Origin of the sequence: Amycolatopsis orientalis DSM 43388 (assembly GCF_000411975.1) — a bacterium.
In the GTDB taxonomy this organism is placed as follows: domain Bacteria; phylum Actinomycetota; class Actinomycetes; order Mycobacteriales; family Pseudonocardiaceae; genus Amycolatopsis; species Amycolatopsis orientalis_D.
The window spans coordinates 38,722-53,788 of the sequence record NZ_ASXG01000138.1 but is presented as its reverse complement, the minus strand read 5'-3'; the positions used below and the strand labels follow the sequence as shown (position 1 = coordinate 53,788).

At 71.0% G+C, this 15,067-nt stretch carries 16 protein-coding genes; 9 read left to right on the top strand and 7 right to left on the bottom strand.

Going from position 1 to position 15,067, the window contains the following annotated elements; genetic code table 11:
• The first annotated feature begins 35 nt into the window (after positions 1-35).
• A complete protein-coding gene (locus L942_RS28570; RefSeq protein ID WP_200862950.1) occupies positions 36-3,005 on the top strand; it encodes an FAD-binding and (Fe-S)-binding domain-containing protein in 2,970 nt (989 codons plus the stop codon).
• A gap of 66 nt (positions 3,006-3,071) precedes the next feature.
• Here the strand turns inward: L942_RS28570 and L942_RS28565 are convergent, their stop codons facing one another.
• Together L942_RS28565 and L942_RS28560 are read right to left on the bottom strand one after the other, a co-directional pair.
• A complete protein-coding gene (locus L942_RS28565; RefSeq protein WP_037366389.1) occupies positions 3,072-3,929 on the bottom strand; it encodes an SDR family oxidoreductase in 858 nt (285 codons plus the stop codon).
• A 204-nt stretch (positions 3,930-4,133) separates the two neighbouring features.
• The gene (locus L942_RS28560) at positions 4,134-4,553 is read right to left on the bottom strand and encodes a CBS domain-containing protein (RefSeq protein ID WP_037366386.1); all 420 of its coding nucleotides are present in this window, start codon (positions 4,551-4,553) and stop codon (positions 4,134-4,136) included.
• A gap of 116 nt (positions 4,554-4,669) precedes the next feature.
• Here L942_RS28560 and L942_RS28555 point away from each other — a divergent pair, with 116 nt between their 5' ends.
• From L942_RS28555 to L942_RS28530, 6 genes are all read left to right on the top strand, one after another.
• Complete coding sequence (locus L942_RS28555; RefSeq protein ID WP_037366384.1) at positions 4,670-5,233, top strand: hypothetical protein; 564 nt, start codon at positions 4,670-4,672, stop codon at positions 5,231-5,233.
• A 53-nt stretch (positions 5,234-5,286) separates the two neighbouring features.
• The gene (locus L942_RS28550; protein WP_037366382.1) at positions 5,287-5,715 is read left to right on the top strand and encodes a phage holin family protein; all 429 of its coding nucleotides are present in this window, start codon (positions 5,287-5,289) and stop codon (positions 5,713-5,715) included.
• Entirely contained in the window at positions 5,696-6,016 is a 321-nt protein-coding gene (locus L942_RS28545; RefSeq protein ID WP_037366381.1) for a DUF3618 domain-containing protein, read from the top strand. Before L942_RS28550 ends, L942_RS28545 begins: the two co-directional genes overlap by 20 nt.
• Positions 6,010-6,288 (top strand): DUF3040 domain-containing protein, encoded by a 279-nt coding sequence (locus L942_RS28540; RefSeq protein ID WP_051166314.1) that lies wholly within the window; start codon positions 6,010-6,012, stop codon positions 6,286-6,288. Before L942_RS28545 ends, L942_RS28540 begins: the two co-directional genes overlap by 7 nt.
• A 107-nt stretch (positions 6,289-6,395) precedes the next feature.
• On the top strand, positions 6,396-8,186 hold the full coding sequence (locus tag L942_RS28535) for an APC family permease (RefSeq protein ID WP_037366379.1): 1,791 nt from the start codon (positions 6,396-6,398) through the stop codon (positions 8,184-8,186).
• A gap of 198 nt (positions 8,187-8,384) precedes the next feature.
• Positions 8,385-9,527, top strand: a complete 1,143-nt coding sequence (locus L942_RS28530; protein ID WP_037366378.1) for a M48 family metalloprotease — start codon at positions 8,385-8,387, stop codon at positions 9,525-9,527.
• Positions 9,528-9,800: 273 nt separating this feature from the next.
• Here the strand turns inward: L942_RS28530 and L942_RS28525 are convergent, their stop codons facing one another.
• From L942_RS28525 to L942_RS28505, 5 genes are all read right to left on the bottom strand, one after another.
• Positions 9,801-10,229, bottom strand: coding sequence for a MarR family winged helix-turn-helix transcriptional regulator (locus L942_RS28525; protein ID WP_037366377.1), 429 nt, complete (start codon positions 10,227-10,229; stop codon positions 9,801-9,803).
• Positions 10,226-10,639 carry an SRPBCC family protein gene (locus L942_RS28520; protein ID WP_037366376.1) on the bottom strand — a complete coding sequence of 138 codons (414 nt, stop codon included), beginning with the start codon at positions 10,637-10,639 and terminating at the stop codon, positions 10,226-10,228. The genes L942_RS28525 and L942_RS28520 overlap by 4 nt, the downstream gene beginning before the upstream one ends.
• Before the next feature lie 185 nt (positions 10,640-10,824).
• A complete protein-coding gene (locus L942_RS28515) occupies positions 10,825-11,109 on the bottom strand; it encodes a hypothetical protein (protein WP_200862949.1) in 285 nt (94 codons plus the stop codon).
• A gap of 336 nt (positions 11,110-11,445) precedes the next feature.
• Positions 11,446-12,621, bottom strand: a complete 1,176-nt coding sequence (locus tag L942_RS28510; RefSeq protein ID WP_051166313.1) for an iron-containing alcohol dehydrogenase family protein — start codon at positions 12,619-12,621, stop codon at positions 11,446-11,448.
• Positions 12,618-13,718, bottom strand: a complete 1,101-nt coding sequence (locus L942_RS28505) for a mandelate racemase/muconate lactonizing enzyme family protein (protein ID WP_037366374.1) — start codon at positions 13,716-13,718, stop codon at positions 12,618-12,620. The genes L942_RS28510 and L942_RS28505 overlap by 4 nt, the downstream gene beginning before the upstream one ends.
• Before the next feature lie 58 nt (positions 13,719-13,776).
• Between L942_RS28505 and L942_RS28500 the strand changes: the two genes are divergently transcribed.
• Both L942_RS28500 and L942_RS28495 read left to right on the top strand, forming a co-directional pair.
• Positions 13,777-14,577 (top strand): IclR family transcriptional regulator, encoded by an 801-nt coding sequence (locus L942_RS28500; RefSeq protein WP_037366373.1) that lies wholly within the window; start codon positions 13,777-13,779, stop codon positions 14,575-14,577.
• Between the two features lie 49 nt (positions 14,578-14,626).
• Complete coding sequence (locus tag L942_RS28495; RefSeq protein ID WP_200862948.1) at positions 14,627-15,064, top strand: hypothetical protein; 438 nt, start codon at positions 14,627-14,629, stop codon at positions 15,062-15,064.
• Positions 15,065-15,067: the final 3 nt, after the last annotated feature.

Below are 15,067 nucleotides of genomic sequence, written 5' to 3'. Positions count from 1 at the left end.
ACAAGCACCAGAAGCGTTCCCCGGAGGTCCCAGCCATGAAAGAAGGTACCGCTATCAGCACCGCTGAACTCCCCAATCCGGTTGTGCGCGTGCCGGAACCGGCCGAACTCGACCCCGCTGCCCTCGCCGCCGCCTTGCGCGAGCGGGTCGAGGGCGAGGTCCGTTTCGACGACGGGAGCCGCGCCGCCTACTCCACCGACGCGTCCAATTTCCGCCAGGTCCCGATCGGCGTCGTGGTGCCGCGCTCCCCCGACGACGCCGTCGAAGCGCTGGCGGTCGCGCGGGAGTTCGGCGCGCCGGTGCTCTCGCGCGGCGGCGGCACGAGCCTCGCCGGCCAGTGCACCAACACCGCCGTCGTGCTCGACTGGTCCAAATACTGCTCGAAGCTGGAATCCGTCGACGCCGAGAACCGCACCTGCGTCGTGCAGCCGGGCATCGTGCTGGACGACCTCAACCGGCAGCTCGCCGACACCGGGCTCCGCTTCGGCCCGGAGCCCGCCACGCACATGAACTGCACCCTCGGCGGCATGATCGGCAACAACTCCTGCGGCGCGACCGCCCAGCGCACCGGCAAGGTCGTGGACAATATCGTGCGCCTCGAAGTGCTGCTGGCGGACGGAACCCGGTTCTGGTGCGGCAAAACCAGCGACGACGAGTACGCCGAGATCGAGCACCACGGAGACCGGCGCGCCGCGGTCTACCGGCAGCTGCGCCGGCTGCGCGACGAGTACGCCGGCGAGATCCGCCGCCGCTTCCCGGACATTCCGCGCCGGGTGTCGGGCTACAACCTCGACTCGCTGCTGCCCGAACACGGCTTCGACGTGGCCGGGCTGCTCGTCGGCAGCGAATCGACGCTGGTCACCGTGCTGCGCGCGGAACTGGAGCTGGTGCCGGTGCTGCCCGAGCGCGCGATGGTCGTGCTCGGCTATCCGGACGTCGCGACCGCCGCCGACGCGGTGCCGGACATCCTTCCGCACGAACCGATCGCGCTCGAAGGCGTCGACCACCGGCTGCTCTACGACGAGCGCTTGAAGCACCTCAACGAAAAGGCCCGCGAAGAGCTGCCGCGCGGCCGGGCGTTCCTGATGGTCCAGTTCGGCGCGCAGACGCTCGAGGAAGCCGACAAACAGGCCCGCGGGCTGCTCGACTCGATCGAGGGCGCCGAGGTCGCTTTCCTCGACGACCCGGCCAAGGAAGCCGAGCTCTGGCAGGTCCGCGAGGCCGGGCTCGGCGCGACCGCGCACGTCCCCGGCGAGCGGGACACCTTCGAGGGCTGGGAGGATTCCGCGGTGGCGCCGGAAAAACTGGGCGACTACCTCCGCAGGCTGGACGCGCTGTACGCGGAATTCGGCTACGCCGACGAAACCGGCCCGAGCCTCTACGGCCACTTCGGACAGGGCTGCGTGCACACGCGGATCCCGTTCGACCTCTACACCGCGTCCGGCGTCGCGACCTACCGGCGGTTCATGGAACGGGCCGCCGACCTGGTCGCGGAGTTCGGCGGCTCGTTCTCCGGCGAACACGGCGACGGGCAGAGCCGCGGCGAACTGCTGCCGCGCATGTTCGGCAACGACCTGGTCACCGCGTTCGGCCGGCTCAAGGCGATCTTCGACCCGGCCGACCGGATGAACCCGGGCAAGGTCGTCGCGCCCTATTCGCTGGATCAGCACCTGCGGCTCGGCGGCTCGTGGTCCCCCGCCGAGCCGCAGGACCTCTACTTCCGCTTCCCGCACGACGGCGGCTCGTTCTCCCAGGCCGCCAACCGGTGCGTCGGCGTCGGCCGGTGCCGGCAGTCCACTTCGGAAAGCGGCGACGTGATGTGCCCGTCGTACCAGGTGACCGGCGAGGAGGAACACTCCACGCGCGGCCGGGCGCGCCTGCTGTTCGAGATGCTCGACGGGCACCACGACGGCCCGATCTCCGACGGCTGGCGCTCCACTGCGGTCCGCGACGCGCTCGACCTGTGCCTTTCCTGCAAAGGCTGCAAATCCGACTGCCCGGCCGATGTGGACATGGCCACCTACAAGGCGGAATTCCTCGCCCACCACTACGCGGGCCGGCCCTGGAAACGGCCGCGGTCGGACTTCAGCATGGGCTGGCTGCCGCTCGTCGCCCGGCTGGTGGGCAAAACCCGTACGGCCCGGCTGGTCAACCTGCTCGGCAAGACCAGGTTCGCGACCCGCGCCGCCGGGGTCGAAGAACGGGAAATCCCCCGCTTCGCCCCGAAACCGCTGCCGCGGTGGTTCGCCCGGCACCAACCCGCCGGGACCGGTGCGCGCGGCACAGTGCTGCTGTGGCCGGACACCTTCACGTCCTACTTCCATCCGCACATCGCCGAGGCGGCCGTGCGGGTGCTGGAGGACGCTGGATGGCGGGTGACGCTGCCGGAGCCGTCCGCGTGCTGCGGCCTGACCTGGATTTCCACCGGCCAGCTGGGAGTCGCGAAGCGGGTCCTGACCCGCACCGTGCGGACGCTGGCCCCGCATCTGCGGGACGGCGGCCTGGTCCTCGGCCTCGAACCCAGCTGCACCGCGGTCTTCCGCTCCGACGTCGCCGAATTGTTCCCCGGCGACCAGGACGTCCGGCGATTGCGGGACCAGACCGTGACCCTCGCGGAGCTGCTGACCCGGCATTCCCCCGGCTACCGGCCGCCGCGGATTCCCGGACACGCGCTCGCGCAGGTGCATTGCCACCAGCACGCGGTGCTCGGCTGGGACGCGGACAAGGAACTGCTGCAGGCCGCCGGGGTCGACGTCGAACGGCTGGATTCCGGCTGTTGCGGGCTCGCCGGGAACTTCGGCTTCGAGCGCGGGCATCTGGAAGTCAGCAAAGCGTGCGCCGAACGAGTGCTGCTCCCCCGGGTCCGCCAAGCAGATCGGCGGACCGCGGTGCTGGCGGACGGGTTCAGCTGCCGCACCCAGCTGCACGAACTGGACAGCGGCGGCCGGGAGGGCATCCACCTCGCCGAGCTGCTGGCCGCCGGGCTCGACGCACAAGAACGCTGAAGTCCGGGAAGGGCTCCTCGCGGGAACCAAATTCCCGCAAGGAGCCCTTCCCGGACCTGGGCGAAACTATCCGCCGGGCACGGTCTCGCCGCCCAGCGCGGCCAGCACTTCCCCGCTGTAGTACGACGAAAGCCGGTTGGAAGCCAGGAAGACGTACGACGGCGCGAGATCGTCCGGATGCGCGGCCCGTTCCAGCGGCACCTGCAAGCCGAACTTCTCCACCTTCTCCGGCGGGAACGTCGACGGGATCAGCGGCGTCCACACCGGACCCGGCGCGACGCAGTTCACCCGGATCCCGCGCTCGGCCAGCGCCTGCGCCATCGAATACGTCCAGGCGTGGATCGCGCCCTTCGTCGCCGAGTAGTCGATGAGGCTCTTGTTGCCGCGCAAGCCGTTCACCGAACCGGTGTTGATGATGACGTCCCCGTCGCCCAGATGCGGCAGCGCGGCCGCGGTGACCCGGAAGTAGCTGTGCAGGTTCACGTCGAACGTGTGCATCCACTGCTCTTCGGTCAGGTCCTCCGGACGGTCGACCGGCCATTGCGTCGCCGCGTTGTTGACCAGGATGTCCAGTCCGTCCAAATCGGACAGAGTGCGTTCGACGATGTCCCGGCACTGCCGCGGCTCGGCGAGATCGCCGGGGAGCAGCAGGCATTCCCGGCCCTCGGCGCGCACGCGATCGGCGGTGTACTCGGCGTCCTCGTGCTCGTCGAGATAGGAGATCGCGACGTCCGCGCCTTCCTTGGCGAAGGCGATCGCCACCGCGCGGCCGATGCCGGAATCCCCGCCGGTGATCAGCGCGCGCTGCCCGGCGAGAAGGCCGCGGCCCTCGTAGTCGGTCATCGAATCGCGCGGCCGCGGGTCCATGTCCGCGGTGGCGCCGGGCGGGTCCTGCTGCTGCGGCGGTCGGATGCGGTCGGCCACGGAAATCCTCCCCGGAAAGTCGGTTCTGCTCCCTTCCGGCTACCCGCTGCGCCGCGGTTCAACCGGGAAACGGCCGCGCGACCGTCCCTCCGCGACGGCCGCGCGACCGTCCCTCCGCGACGGTCGCGCGGCCGCTCGCCCCCTGGCCCGCTCTGCGGATTCCCGGCGATTACCCGGGTCCGCGACCGGCAAACGCGGGGACGATCAGTAGTCGTGCGACAGGGCCTCCACCAGCACGCCGGTGTCCGGGTTCGGCATCGCCCGGGCGACGTCCGCCTGCGCGACGACGCCGACCAGGTCGTGGCCGTCGATCACCGGCAGCCGGCGGACCCGGTGCTGCGACATGGTCTGCAGGATCTCGGCGACGTCGTCGTCCGCGCCGATCGTCACCGCTTCGCCTTGCGCCAGCTCGCCTGCGTGCACCGCGCGCGGGTCCTTGCCCTCGGCGATCACCTTCACCACGATGTCGCGGTCGGTCAGCATTCCCTTGAGCCGGTTGTCCTCGCCGCACACCGGCAGCGCACCCAGCTGTTCGTGCGCCATCTTCTGCGCGGCGTCGTGCACGGTCTCGGACTCCCGCACGCACACGGCGTGCGGAGTCATCAGGTCGCGGGCAGTGGTCATCAGATCGTCTCCTTCCTCCGCTCACTCCCCGGCTACCCGCGTTCGGCTCCGTTACGCGTGCCGAGCCGTTTCTCCATCCCCGGCCCGGGTAACCGAGGCGCGTGGAAGGAGCCGACATGCCAGAACCGTTACCGTCCGACCCGGTCCGCGCCGACGGCCCGCCGCTGGTCACCGCGGGCCGGCCCGGCTCGCCCCGGCTGGTCGTGCTCGACCCGGCCGGCCTGGCCAAGCACGAGGGCCTGCCCGCCACCTGGCGGCCGCTCGAGCAGGACCACGAGATCCTCTGGTACCGGATCCCGGTGGAGGGCGCGTGGTCCGGAACCGGGGAAACCCTGGCCGCGCCGGAGCGCAGCGACCTCGTCACGAGCGGCCCGCTCGCCGCCGACGCCCTGCGGCTCGCCGCCGAGCACTCCGGGTCGGTGCGTTCCGTCCTTCTGGTCGACCCGGCCGCCGAGGGCGTGCTCAGCCCCGGCGACGCCGCCGTCGCCGACGAAGCCTGGCTGGCGCAGCACGACGCCGAGATCGCCGCGCTGCGCGAGTCCGGCGTCGAGGTCGAGGTGCTCGCGCACAGCTCCGACGACCCGGACGACCAGATCCCGAGCCCGCTGCCGCTCGGCCACGACTGGGTCGTCGACGCGCTCCGCGAAACCCTCGCCCGCCTGGAATCCGCCGGACGCTGACCCGTTTCGCCGCCTCCAGGCCGGGTACGCCTCGAACACGAAGGGAGGATGCCGTGCTGGAGGAAATGAACCGGACGCCCGCGCACGAGAAGTCCACCGCGGACCTCGCGGCCGATCTGACCGCTTCGATCAAACGCCTGCTCCAGGACGAATTCCGCTTGGCCATGGCGGAACTGCAGACCAAGGGGAAGCGCTTCGGCATCGGCGCCGGGCTCGTCGGATTCGCCGGCGTGCTGGCCCTGTTCGGCGGCGCGACCCTCGTCGCCGCCGCCGTGCTCGCGTTGGCGCTCGTGCTCCCCGGCTGGCTGTCCGCGCTGATCGTCGCGGCCGCGCTGCTGCTGACCGCGGGGATCGCCGCGCTGGTCGGCGGCAAGGAGGCGAGCCGGGCCGGGCCGGTGGTGCCGGAGGAATCCGTGGAAAGGGTCCGCGAGGACGTCGAGACGATGAAACAGGGGGCCAGTCATGACCGACCGCAAGGTTGAGCAGGCCCGGGCGGACCGGGACGTCACCCGCGAGGAATTGGCCGAAACGCTGGACGCGCTGGGACAGAAGCTCGACGTGCGCACGCGGGCCGGCGAGAAGGTCGACGAAACCATCGACCGGGCGGCCAAACAGGTGGAGAAGACCGTCTCGGCCCCGGCCGCGGAGAAGGTCCGCACCGGCGCGCAGGCGGTCCGGAACAACCCGCTGCCGCTGTTCGCGGCGGTCCTCGGCGGGGTGGTCGTGCTCCGCTTGCTGCTCCGCCGCCGGCACTCGCACCGGAAGCAGGGTGAGGCATGCTGACCGACCGGGAACAGCGTGCCCTGAACGAAATCGAACGCGATTTGTCCGCCACGGATCCGCGGCTCAGCGCCAAGCTGGCCCGCGGATCCGGGCGTCGGACACGGCGCCGCTCCGCGCTGGAGGTCCTGGCGATCGTCACCAGCGTGGTGCTGGTCGCGACCGGAGCGTTCGACTCGCGGCCGGGCATGATCGTGGCCGGGGTCGTCGGGCTCGCGCTGCTCCTGGGCGGGCCGTTCGCGGTGCGGCACTGGAAAGCAGGGCCGTCCCGCTGAGGCCGCGTTCGATCGCCGCCGTTCGCTAGATCGCCGTTCGCTAGATCACTGTCAGGAAAGCGTCAACAACCGCCCGTCCCACGCGTTCCGGGGGCCAGCCTGAGCGGGTGACCGCAACCTTGTCCCGCCCGGAAACGCCGCGAGCCGCCGACCGGCACCGGCTCTCCGTCGTCGGCGGCCTCGCCGCGCTGTCCCTCGACGCGATGGCGTCGGTCGCCTACGGCCCCGAGGCGATCGTGCTCGTCCTGGCCGTCGCGGGCGGCGCCGGGCTCGGCTTCACCCTGCCCGTCACGCTCGCGATCGCCCTCCTGCTGGCCGTGCTGACCCTGTCGTACCGGCAGGTCATCGCCGCGTTCCCGGACGGCGGCGGGGCCTACGGGGTGAGCCGCGCCCATCTCGGCCGCCGCGCGTCGCTCGTCGCGGCGGCCTCGCTGATCGTCGACTACGTGCTGAACGTCGCGGTGTCGGTCGCCGCCGGGGTCGCCGCGTTGACCTCGGCGTTTCCCGCGCTGCTGCCGTACCGGCTGTGGCTTTGCCTCGGCGTGCTCGCGCTGCTCACCGCCGTCAACTTCCGCGGCATCGCCGAAAGCGCGCGGGCGTTCATCGTGCCGACGGCGGTGTTCGTCGCGTCGATTCTCCTAGTGGTCGTGATCGGGCTCTTCCGCGACGCTCCGGCCGCGACTGTCGCGAATGGACCGCTGCAGAATCTCCAGCCGGTCGGCATCCTGTTGCTGCTCAAGGCTTTCGCGAACGGCTGCGCGGCCTTGACCGGCGTCGAAGCGATCGCCAACGCCGTCCCGTCCTTCCGCGCCCCGCGGGTCCGCCGGGCGCAGCGAGCCGAGGTCGCGCTCGGCGGCCTGCTGGCGGTGATGCTGCTCGGAATCGCCGTGCTGATCGGCAAGTTCTCCCTCCATCCAGTCGACGGCGTGACCGTGCTGTCGCAAGTGACGTCCGCATCGCTCGGGAACGGTTTCGGTTACTACGTGGTGCAATTCTCCACCGTGGTGCTGCTGGCGCTGGCCGCGAACACGTCCTTCGGCGGGCTTCCGGTGCTGGCGCAACTGCTCGCGAAACACCACAACCTGCCGCACGTTTTCGCCCTGCGCGCCGAACGGCAGGTGTATCGCTACGGCGTCGGTTTCCTCGCTCTCGCCTCGGCGTTGCTGCTGCTCCTCGCGAAGGGCGACATGAACACTCTGGTTCCGCTGTTCGCGATCGGAGTGTTCGTCGGTTTCACCTTGTCGCAAACCGGAATGGTGCGGCACTGGTTCCGTTCCCGCCCGCGCGGCTGGCGCGGAAAAGCCGCGCTCAACGGTTTCGGCGCGCTGCTGACCGGGCTCGCCGCGGTGGTCGTCGCCGCGACGAAATTCGCCGAAGGCGGCTGGCTGATCGTCGTCTCGCTTCCGGTCCTCGTGCTGCTGATGGAATGGGTCCACCGCACCTACCGCCGGATCGGCGAGCGCCTCGAACTCGGGCGCATCCCTCCCCCGCCGCGTCCCAACCGGGCACTGGTCGTCGTCCCGGTCCACACGGTTTCCCGGCTGACCCGCGACGCGCTCGCCGCCGCGCTCTCGCTCGGCGACCGCGTCGAGGCCGTCCACGTGACGCATCCCGAAGAAGAGACCGCCGCGCGCGAATTCGTCGAAGCGTGGGAACGGTGGCATCCGGACGTCCGGCTGGTCCAGCTGCACGACGAACGCCGCCGCCTCGGCGAGCCGATCGTGGAACACCTTCGCCGGCACGGCGGATGCCACGTGTTCGTCCTGGTCGCCGAGATCGAGCCGGAGCACGTCTGGCAGCGCGTCCTGCAGAACCGCCGCGGCGCGGTGCTGACGCGGGCGCTGCGCCGCCGGACCGACGCCGTCGTCTGCCGGATGCGGTTCCGGATCGGGGCTTAGCCAGGCCGTTTTTCCGAGTCCCGTTTCCCGGAGGGGCGACGAAGTCGCCCGATAGTACTTTCGGCCGATGTCCGCCGGGCGAAAACCCGCCGAAAGGCGTGGGCCATCCCGGGGTTCTTTTCCCCGGCCCGGTTTCCGCGCCCAAGATCGTCTTAGGGTGGCCGTACTTGGTGATCTTGAAACCGGAATGAGGGGCCCATGCGAAAACGGACCAGAATTCTCGGCAGAACGCTCGCCGCGGCGGGCGCCCTCGCGGCGCTGACGGTGGCCACGGCCGTCCCGGCGACCGCGGCGCCGCGGGCGGCCGAGCCCACGTCGGTCGACCAGGACATCGCGCAGCTCTACCAGGACGTCGAAGACCTCTACAACGGGTTGCCGGCGAACGCGCTGCGCGGCGTCGACCCGCTGTTCGACTCGCCGGTCAAGCGGCCCGGCCAGCAGGCGCACGCCGCGCAGGGCCCGATCCCGGGCTGCACCGAAGGATCGCTGCTGACGTATGCGAACAAGCTCGCCTCCGCGCTGACCCCGACCGAGGGCAAGGCGCTCAGCGCGCTGAGCGCGATCGGCCAGCTCTACACCCAGGCCGTCGCCAGCGACAAGACCCCGCAGGTCTTCGGCACCGACGGCCAGTACACGCCGCGCGCCGGCGCGACGATCGCCAAGCTGCGCGGGTTCTGGGACATCGAGAGCTGGAACATCCAGCTGGTCGCCTGGAAGGGCACCGACCTGGGCAGCCAGGAGCGCACGACGCAGACGTTCAAGCTCGGCCTCGACCCGAAGCGGGCCGCCGAAGCGGGCGCGCTCGCGACCAAGGTGCTGTACGAGGTCCCGGCTCTGCAGGGCGGCCGCCACCCGCTGCTCACCCTGAACGCGTTCTCCGCCCCGGCCGACAGCCTCGGCGGCAAGCGCATCATGCTCGGCGACGGCCTGCTCGACGTGGTCAACCAGCTCGGCTTCGACGACGTGTCGGTGGAAGCGGTCGTCGGCCACGAGTACGGCCACCAGGTCGACTTCGCCCACGACAACTACCCGCGCAATGAGTCCGCGGAGATGGGCCCGGACGCCTACGGCGGCTACTTCGTCGCGCACGCGAAGGGCGAGGCCTGGAACGCCCGCACCCAGCAGGAGGTCACCTACCTCGACGCCTCCATCGGCGACTGTTACCACAGCCACGGCACTCCCGACCAGCGCAAGGCCGCCGGCGCGTGGGGCGAGAAGCAGGCGGTGAGCCAGAACAACCCGAACCGGATCATCCCGTCCGCGAAGATGATCGAGAAGTTCCAGAAGGAATACCCGAAGCTGATGCCGCCCGCCACGGCGGCGCTGGCCGCGGCGCACTGAGCCACGCGGGCCCCGTCTCCGCTTCCGTGAGGCGGGGCCCGCTGCTGCCGGACCCCGTGATCCCCGCGTCGCTCACCGCGAGCGGGCACATCGTCAGCTCAGGGACTCGGGCGGACTTTGCCCGCCGAATCCCCGTCAGTTCCCGGCGCACGAACGCGGTTGCCCGCATGGGCGGTGACGAATTCGTCGTCCTCCTCGATCCCGCCCCGAAGTCCGCGAGGGAACCTGAGTCCGGTTGCCCCGGCAACCGACCGCACCAGCGGCGAGCCGCGATCACTCCGCGTCGAGCACCGACCGCAGCGTCCGCAGCAACGGGCCGGCCTCGGCGCCGAACATCTCCACGTCCACCCGCTCCACCGCGGTCACCGCCTGCCCGGCGAGCTCCCGGCCCTTTTCGGTCAACCGCACCAGTTTCGCGCGAGTGTCCCCCGCGTCGACCGTCCGCGTCACCAGCCCGGCCGCCTCCAGCCGGGCGATCACCTGGGACGTCATCTTGATGTCGGTGCCCGCCTGCGCCGCCAGCTCCTGCTGCCGCGGCGGAGCGCCGTGCGTTTCCATCCACCAGCAGCACGCGAGCAGCACGAACTGGACGTGGGTGAGACCCAGCGGTTCGAGCGTCTGCCGGATCCGCCGCTGCCACGCCAGAGTCACGTGCCACAGCAGGAAGCCCGGACTGTCGCCCGGGCCCGCGAACCGCGTCATCGCGCCGACCGCTCCGCGCTGGCCAGCAAATCGCTCATGGCGGCCGGGAAATCCTCGCTGATCTGCGGTCCCAGCTCCGGACCCGCCTCCCCCTCGATCTCCAGGCGATGCGTGACGCGTGTGCCGCCGTTCGCGAGCGGGACGAGCGTGTGCCGGAACCGCAGCACTGTCTCGCCGAAGCGCGTTTCGTCCTCGTAGACCTCGTTCTCGAGCAACTCCGTGATGCGCGAACGGAACGTGTCCTGCCCCTGCGGCGTGACCGACAGTTCGGTGCCCTTCTCGAACGGTCCGTGCAGTTCGAACCGGTCGCTGCGCTCGCCGAGCGGCGTGCCGCTATGCAGGTCCCGCAACGCCGCCCACACCGCCTCCGGGCTCGCCGGGGTCTCCGCGCGGTAGTCAGTGGTCCACATGATCGCTCCTCCAGTTATTCTGCGCAGAGACTATCTTCGCGCAGACTAAAGGGCAAGAGCGGACGCGAAGCGGAGCACCGCCGCGGCATACGGGGCCCGGGCGAACCGGAACGGCCCGAACCCGCGGTAATCCCGCTCCGGCCGGTGCGGTTGCCCGAATGAATCCCAGACGACCTCGTCCTCGGTCACGGTGATGCGCGCCAGCAGCGGCCAGCAGCCCGAGTGCCCGCACCCGCAGGCCAGCAGCGCGGTCTTGCCTTCCTCCGCGCCGAGACCGTGGAAGTGCTCGTCATCGTGCCGCTGAACTCGCGCGGGACGAGGCCGCCATAGGCCTCCCCGGCCGGGGACATCCCGGCGCCGAGTTCGAACCGGTCGATCAGCTCGGTGAGCGCGACGTCGTCGACGTAGGGCACTACGACCGGGACGTCCAGCTCGGCGGACGGATGGAAGGCGAAGCGCAGAGTGGCCACCGCAGCGATTATCCCCGCACCTCACGCCGGAGCTTCGCCCGCCTCCCCGCGCTCGGCCGGAATCTCCGTCACCCGCTCCCCGGCACCGCGCTCCGCAGCGCCACCGCAGTCAGCACCAGCAGCGCCACCGCAGCGATTATCCCCGCACCTCACGCCGGAGCTTCGCCCGCCTCCCCGCGCTCGGCCGGAATCTCCGTCACCCGCTCCCCGGCACCGCGCTCCGCAGCGCCACCGCACCCCCAGCGAGAGATGTGCGGCCGCGATCCTGCTCGACGAACCGTTGCAACACAACGGAATTCGCGAGGCATGTTCGACCTCGCCGGTTCCCGCCGCGGACTACCAGACCGAGCGGAGAATCCCAGCCACGTCCCCCGCCGCGACCTCCCGCGGCGTGTTCGCCAGCACCCCGTCCGCCAGCGTGTCAGCCACCAAATCCGGCAGATCCCCTTCGCCGACCCCGAAATCGCGCAGCCGGCCGGTCAGCTCGACCTCCGCGACCAGGCGTTCGACCGCCGCGATCGCCGCGTCCGCGTTGTGCGCGGCCGATGCCCGGGCATCCGCGACGCCCAGCGGTTCCGCCAGGCGCGCCAAGCGGCCTTCCCGCACCGCGCGGTTGAACCGCAGGCATTCGCCGAGCACCAGGGCCAGCGCCTGGCCGTGCGGCAGATCGAACCGGCCGCCGAGGGAGTGCCCGATGCCGTGCACCACGCCGAGTCCGGTGGTGCGCATCGCCAGGCCCGCGGTATGCGCGGCGAGCATCAGGTTCGCCCGCGCCTCCAGATCTCCGCCGGCGGCCACCGCGCGACGCAGGTTCACCGCGACCAGCCGGAAGGCTTGCAGGTCCAGACCATCCGCCCACGGATTCGGCCGGGCGGAAAGGAAGGACTCCACGGCGTGGGTCAGGCAGTCGATTCCGGCCGCGGCCGTCGCGCGCGGCGGCAGGCTCCGGGTGAGTGCCGGGTCGAGAAGGGCATACCGGGCAAGGCAAGTCGGGCCGCCCAGATAGCATTTGCGTTGTCGGCGCGGGTCGGTGATGACCCCGAGGTCGTTGCATTCCGAGCCGGTGCCGGAGGTCGTCGGGATCGCGATGATCGGCAACGCGGGCGCTAGCTCCGCCGAAGCTTCGGTGCTCCAAGTCAGCTCAGCGGCCGGGCAGTCGTTGACGGCGGCCAGCGCGATCGCCTTCGCAGCGTCCAAAGCGGAGCCGCCGCCCAGCGAGAGCACCGCTTGCGCGCCAGCAGCGCGCACAAAGGCACCGCCCGCATCGACGTCGTCGGTGGTCGGGTTGGGATGCACTTCAGCGAAAACCTCGACCGCGAGACCGTCTTGCCGCAGCAAATCCGTTGCCTGCTCCGGCAATGCCGTTGCCCTCAGGCCGCGATCGCTGACCAGCACGACCTTCCGCGCGCCCGTCGTCCGGACCAGTCGCGGCAACCGTTCAACCGCGCCGACGGCGAAGGCGGCCGCCGGATAGGGGCCGATGTCGATGGCCGGGATGCGAGTGTCCGTCATGGTTTCCTCCCGAACCGCTCCTCGTCGACCGCGACGCCCAGCCCGGGCGCGGACGGCACGTGCAGCAAGCCGTCCGCGTCGATGTCCAGCGGGGCGGAGAGCAGGAAATCCCGCCGCCGCGGCGTCCAGACCGGCGGGTCGTAGGGGAATTCGAGGTACGGTCCCCCGCCGACGCCCGCGGTCACGTGCAGGTTCGCGACCAGGCCCAGGCCGTTGGACCAGGTGTGCGGCGTGAAGAGCCGGTTGCGCGCCAGCACCAGCTCGGCGAGCGTGCGGGCGCGCAGCATCCCGGCGGCGAGCGCGACGTCCGGCTGGTAGACGTCGAGGGCGTCGGATTCGACCAGGTCCAGCAGCTCGCTGAAGGTCCGGACCATTTCTCCCCCGGCGACGCGGACCCCGGTGTCCCGCACCGCGCGCAGGCCGGGCCGGTCGTCCAGCGGCAGCGGTTCCTCGAGCCAGAACACGTCCAGTTCGCGCAGTGCTTCCGCGAAGCGCCGGACCGCCGCAGGATCGAGCGACGGTCGCACGTCGCCGGGCATCCGCCACGCCTGGTTCAGGTCGGCCATCAGCGTCATCTCCGGCCCGACCGCCTCCCGGACCGCCCGCATGGTGCGGATTCCCCCGGCGAAATCGTCCGCGGCCAGCCGGATCTTCGCCGCCGCGAAACCGCGCTCGCGGATTCCGGCCATCACCTCGGCCCGCTGTCCGGCGGGCAGGATCCGGCCGGTGGACGCGTAGGCCGGGAGCGCGTCCGCCGCGCCCCCGAACAACGTCGCGACCGGGACGCCCAGCACCTTCCCGATGACGTCCCACAGCGCGATCTCCAGCGGCCAATACCGCCCGGCGTGGAACGCGATCGTCTCCAGCGCGCGCACGTGCCGGCTGATCGCCAGCGGATCCTGGCCGAGGAACAACTCCGCATGGGGCTCGAAGCCCGCCATCGTGTCGCCGGAGCCGTAGCCGACCACGCCCTCGTCGGTCACGACCTTGACCACCGTCGCGTCGAACCGCGTGCGCGGAACCGGGTCCCACGCGGCGTCGAACGGCGGATCGAGCGGCAGCGTCCCGTTCAGCAGCTGGATGTCGGCGATCTTCACCCTCCGGACGGTAGCCGCGGTTTGACCGGTGCCCAATCGTTGTTGCACAGTCCTCAACATGCCGAACCAGCGCACCTACGGCTCGGGCCTGGTCCGCGACGTCGACCTGCTCGAAGTCCTGGCGCTGCCGGAAGCGCGCGACGGACTCGGTGTCTCCCGCGTCGCCGAACTTTCCGGCCGGGACAAGGCACAGGTCTCGCGCGCCCTCGCGACCCTCGCCGACGCCGGCCTGGTGTCGCGCGACGAGCACACCCGCGCTTATCGGCCAGGCTGGCGGCTGTTCGCCTTGGCCACGCACGCCACCGAAACGCATCTCGCGCACCTCGCCGCGCCATTTCTCCGCACGATCGTGGCTCGGTTGAACGAAACGACGCATTTGTGCGTTCTGCGCGCCGGACAGGTCTTCACCGTCCGGAGCGAACTCGCGTCCCACGCCTTTCGCGGGCTCGGCTGGGAAGGCGTCGGCGTCGATCCGTTCACGACCTCCCCCGGACGGGTGTTATTGAGCGAATGGGACGAGGAAACCGTCGGGCAGTGGTGGCGGACCTTCGGCGGCGCCGCCGCGCACCCGCTTCCCGACCTCCCCGGCGCCGGCGAGGCGCCGCCGCCGATCCCGCTCGACCAGCTGATCGAGAAGCTGGCGGCAATCCGGAAACGCGGCTACGAAACCGTGGACGAGGAGTTCGAACCGGGCTTGGTCGGCGTGTCCGCGCCGGTGTACGGCTTCCGGGGCGACATTGTCGCGGCAGTCAACGTGTCCGCCCCGAAATCGCGCCTCGGCGGACGCCTTCCGGCCGCCGGCCGGTTCGCCCGTTCTGTCGCCGACCGGATTTCCGCCGCCCTCGGCAGACCGGGGTGAAGTTCATTTATGCTTCGCCAAACCTTCGTCTCCGCACCAGGTGGTCGCCATGTACGAAATCCCGCCCACGGCGGCCATGCAACGCTGGTCGGTCTCCGTCGACGGCGCGCAGGCGATCTTCGCGTGCGCGCCGTGGCTCGAGGACCACACCGCGGACCGGGTGCTGCCGCGCCTGTGGCCGGGTCGCGGCCTGGGAGTCAGCGACACCGACGTCGCCGGTTTCGCCGCCGCGATCGCCGAGACGATGAAGGCGCCCAACTACTGGATCGCCTGCCACGCGGCGGCACGCGCCTGGCAGGAGCAGCCGTGGTCCCCCGCCCGCCGCGACCACGACGACGGGTTCGTGTACTTCGCCGGGCCGTGCGGCGAGCCCGGAACCGCGGTGGGGTACCGCCCGGCTTATCACCTCCCGCTCGCGTTGCGGGATTTGCGCGGATTGCGGATCCGGCTGTCGGCTTACCTGCACGAGGTGCGGGTCCTGAACTGACCC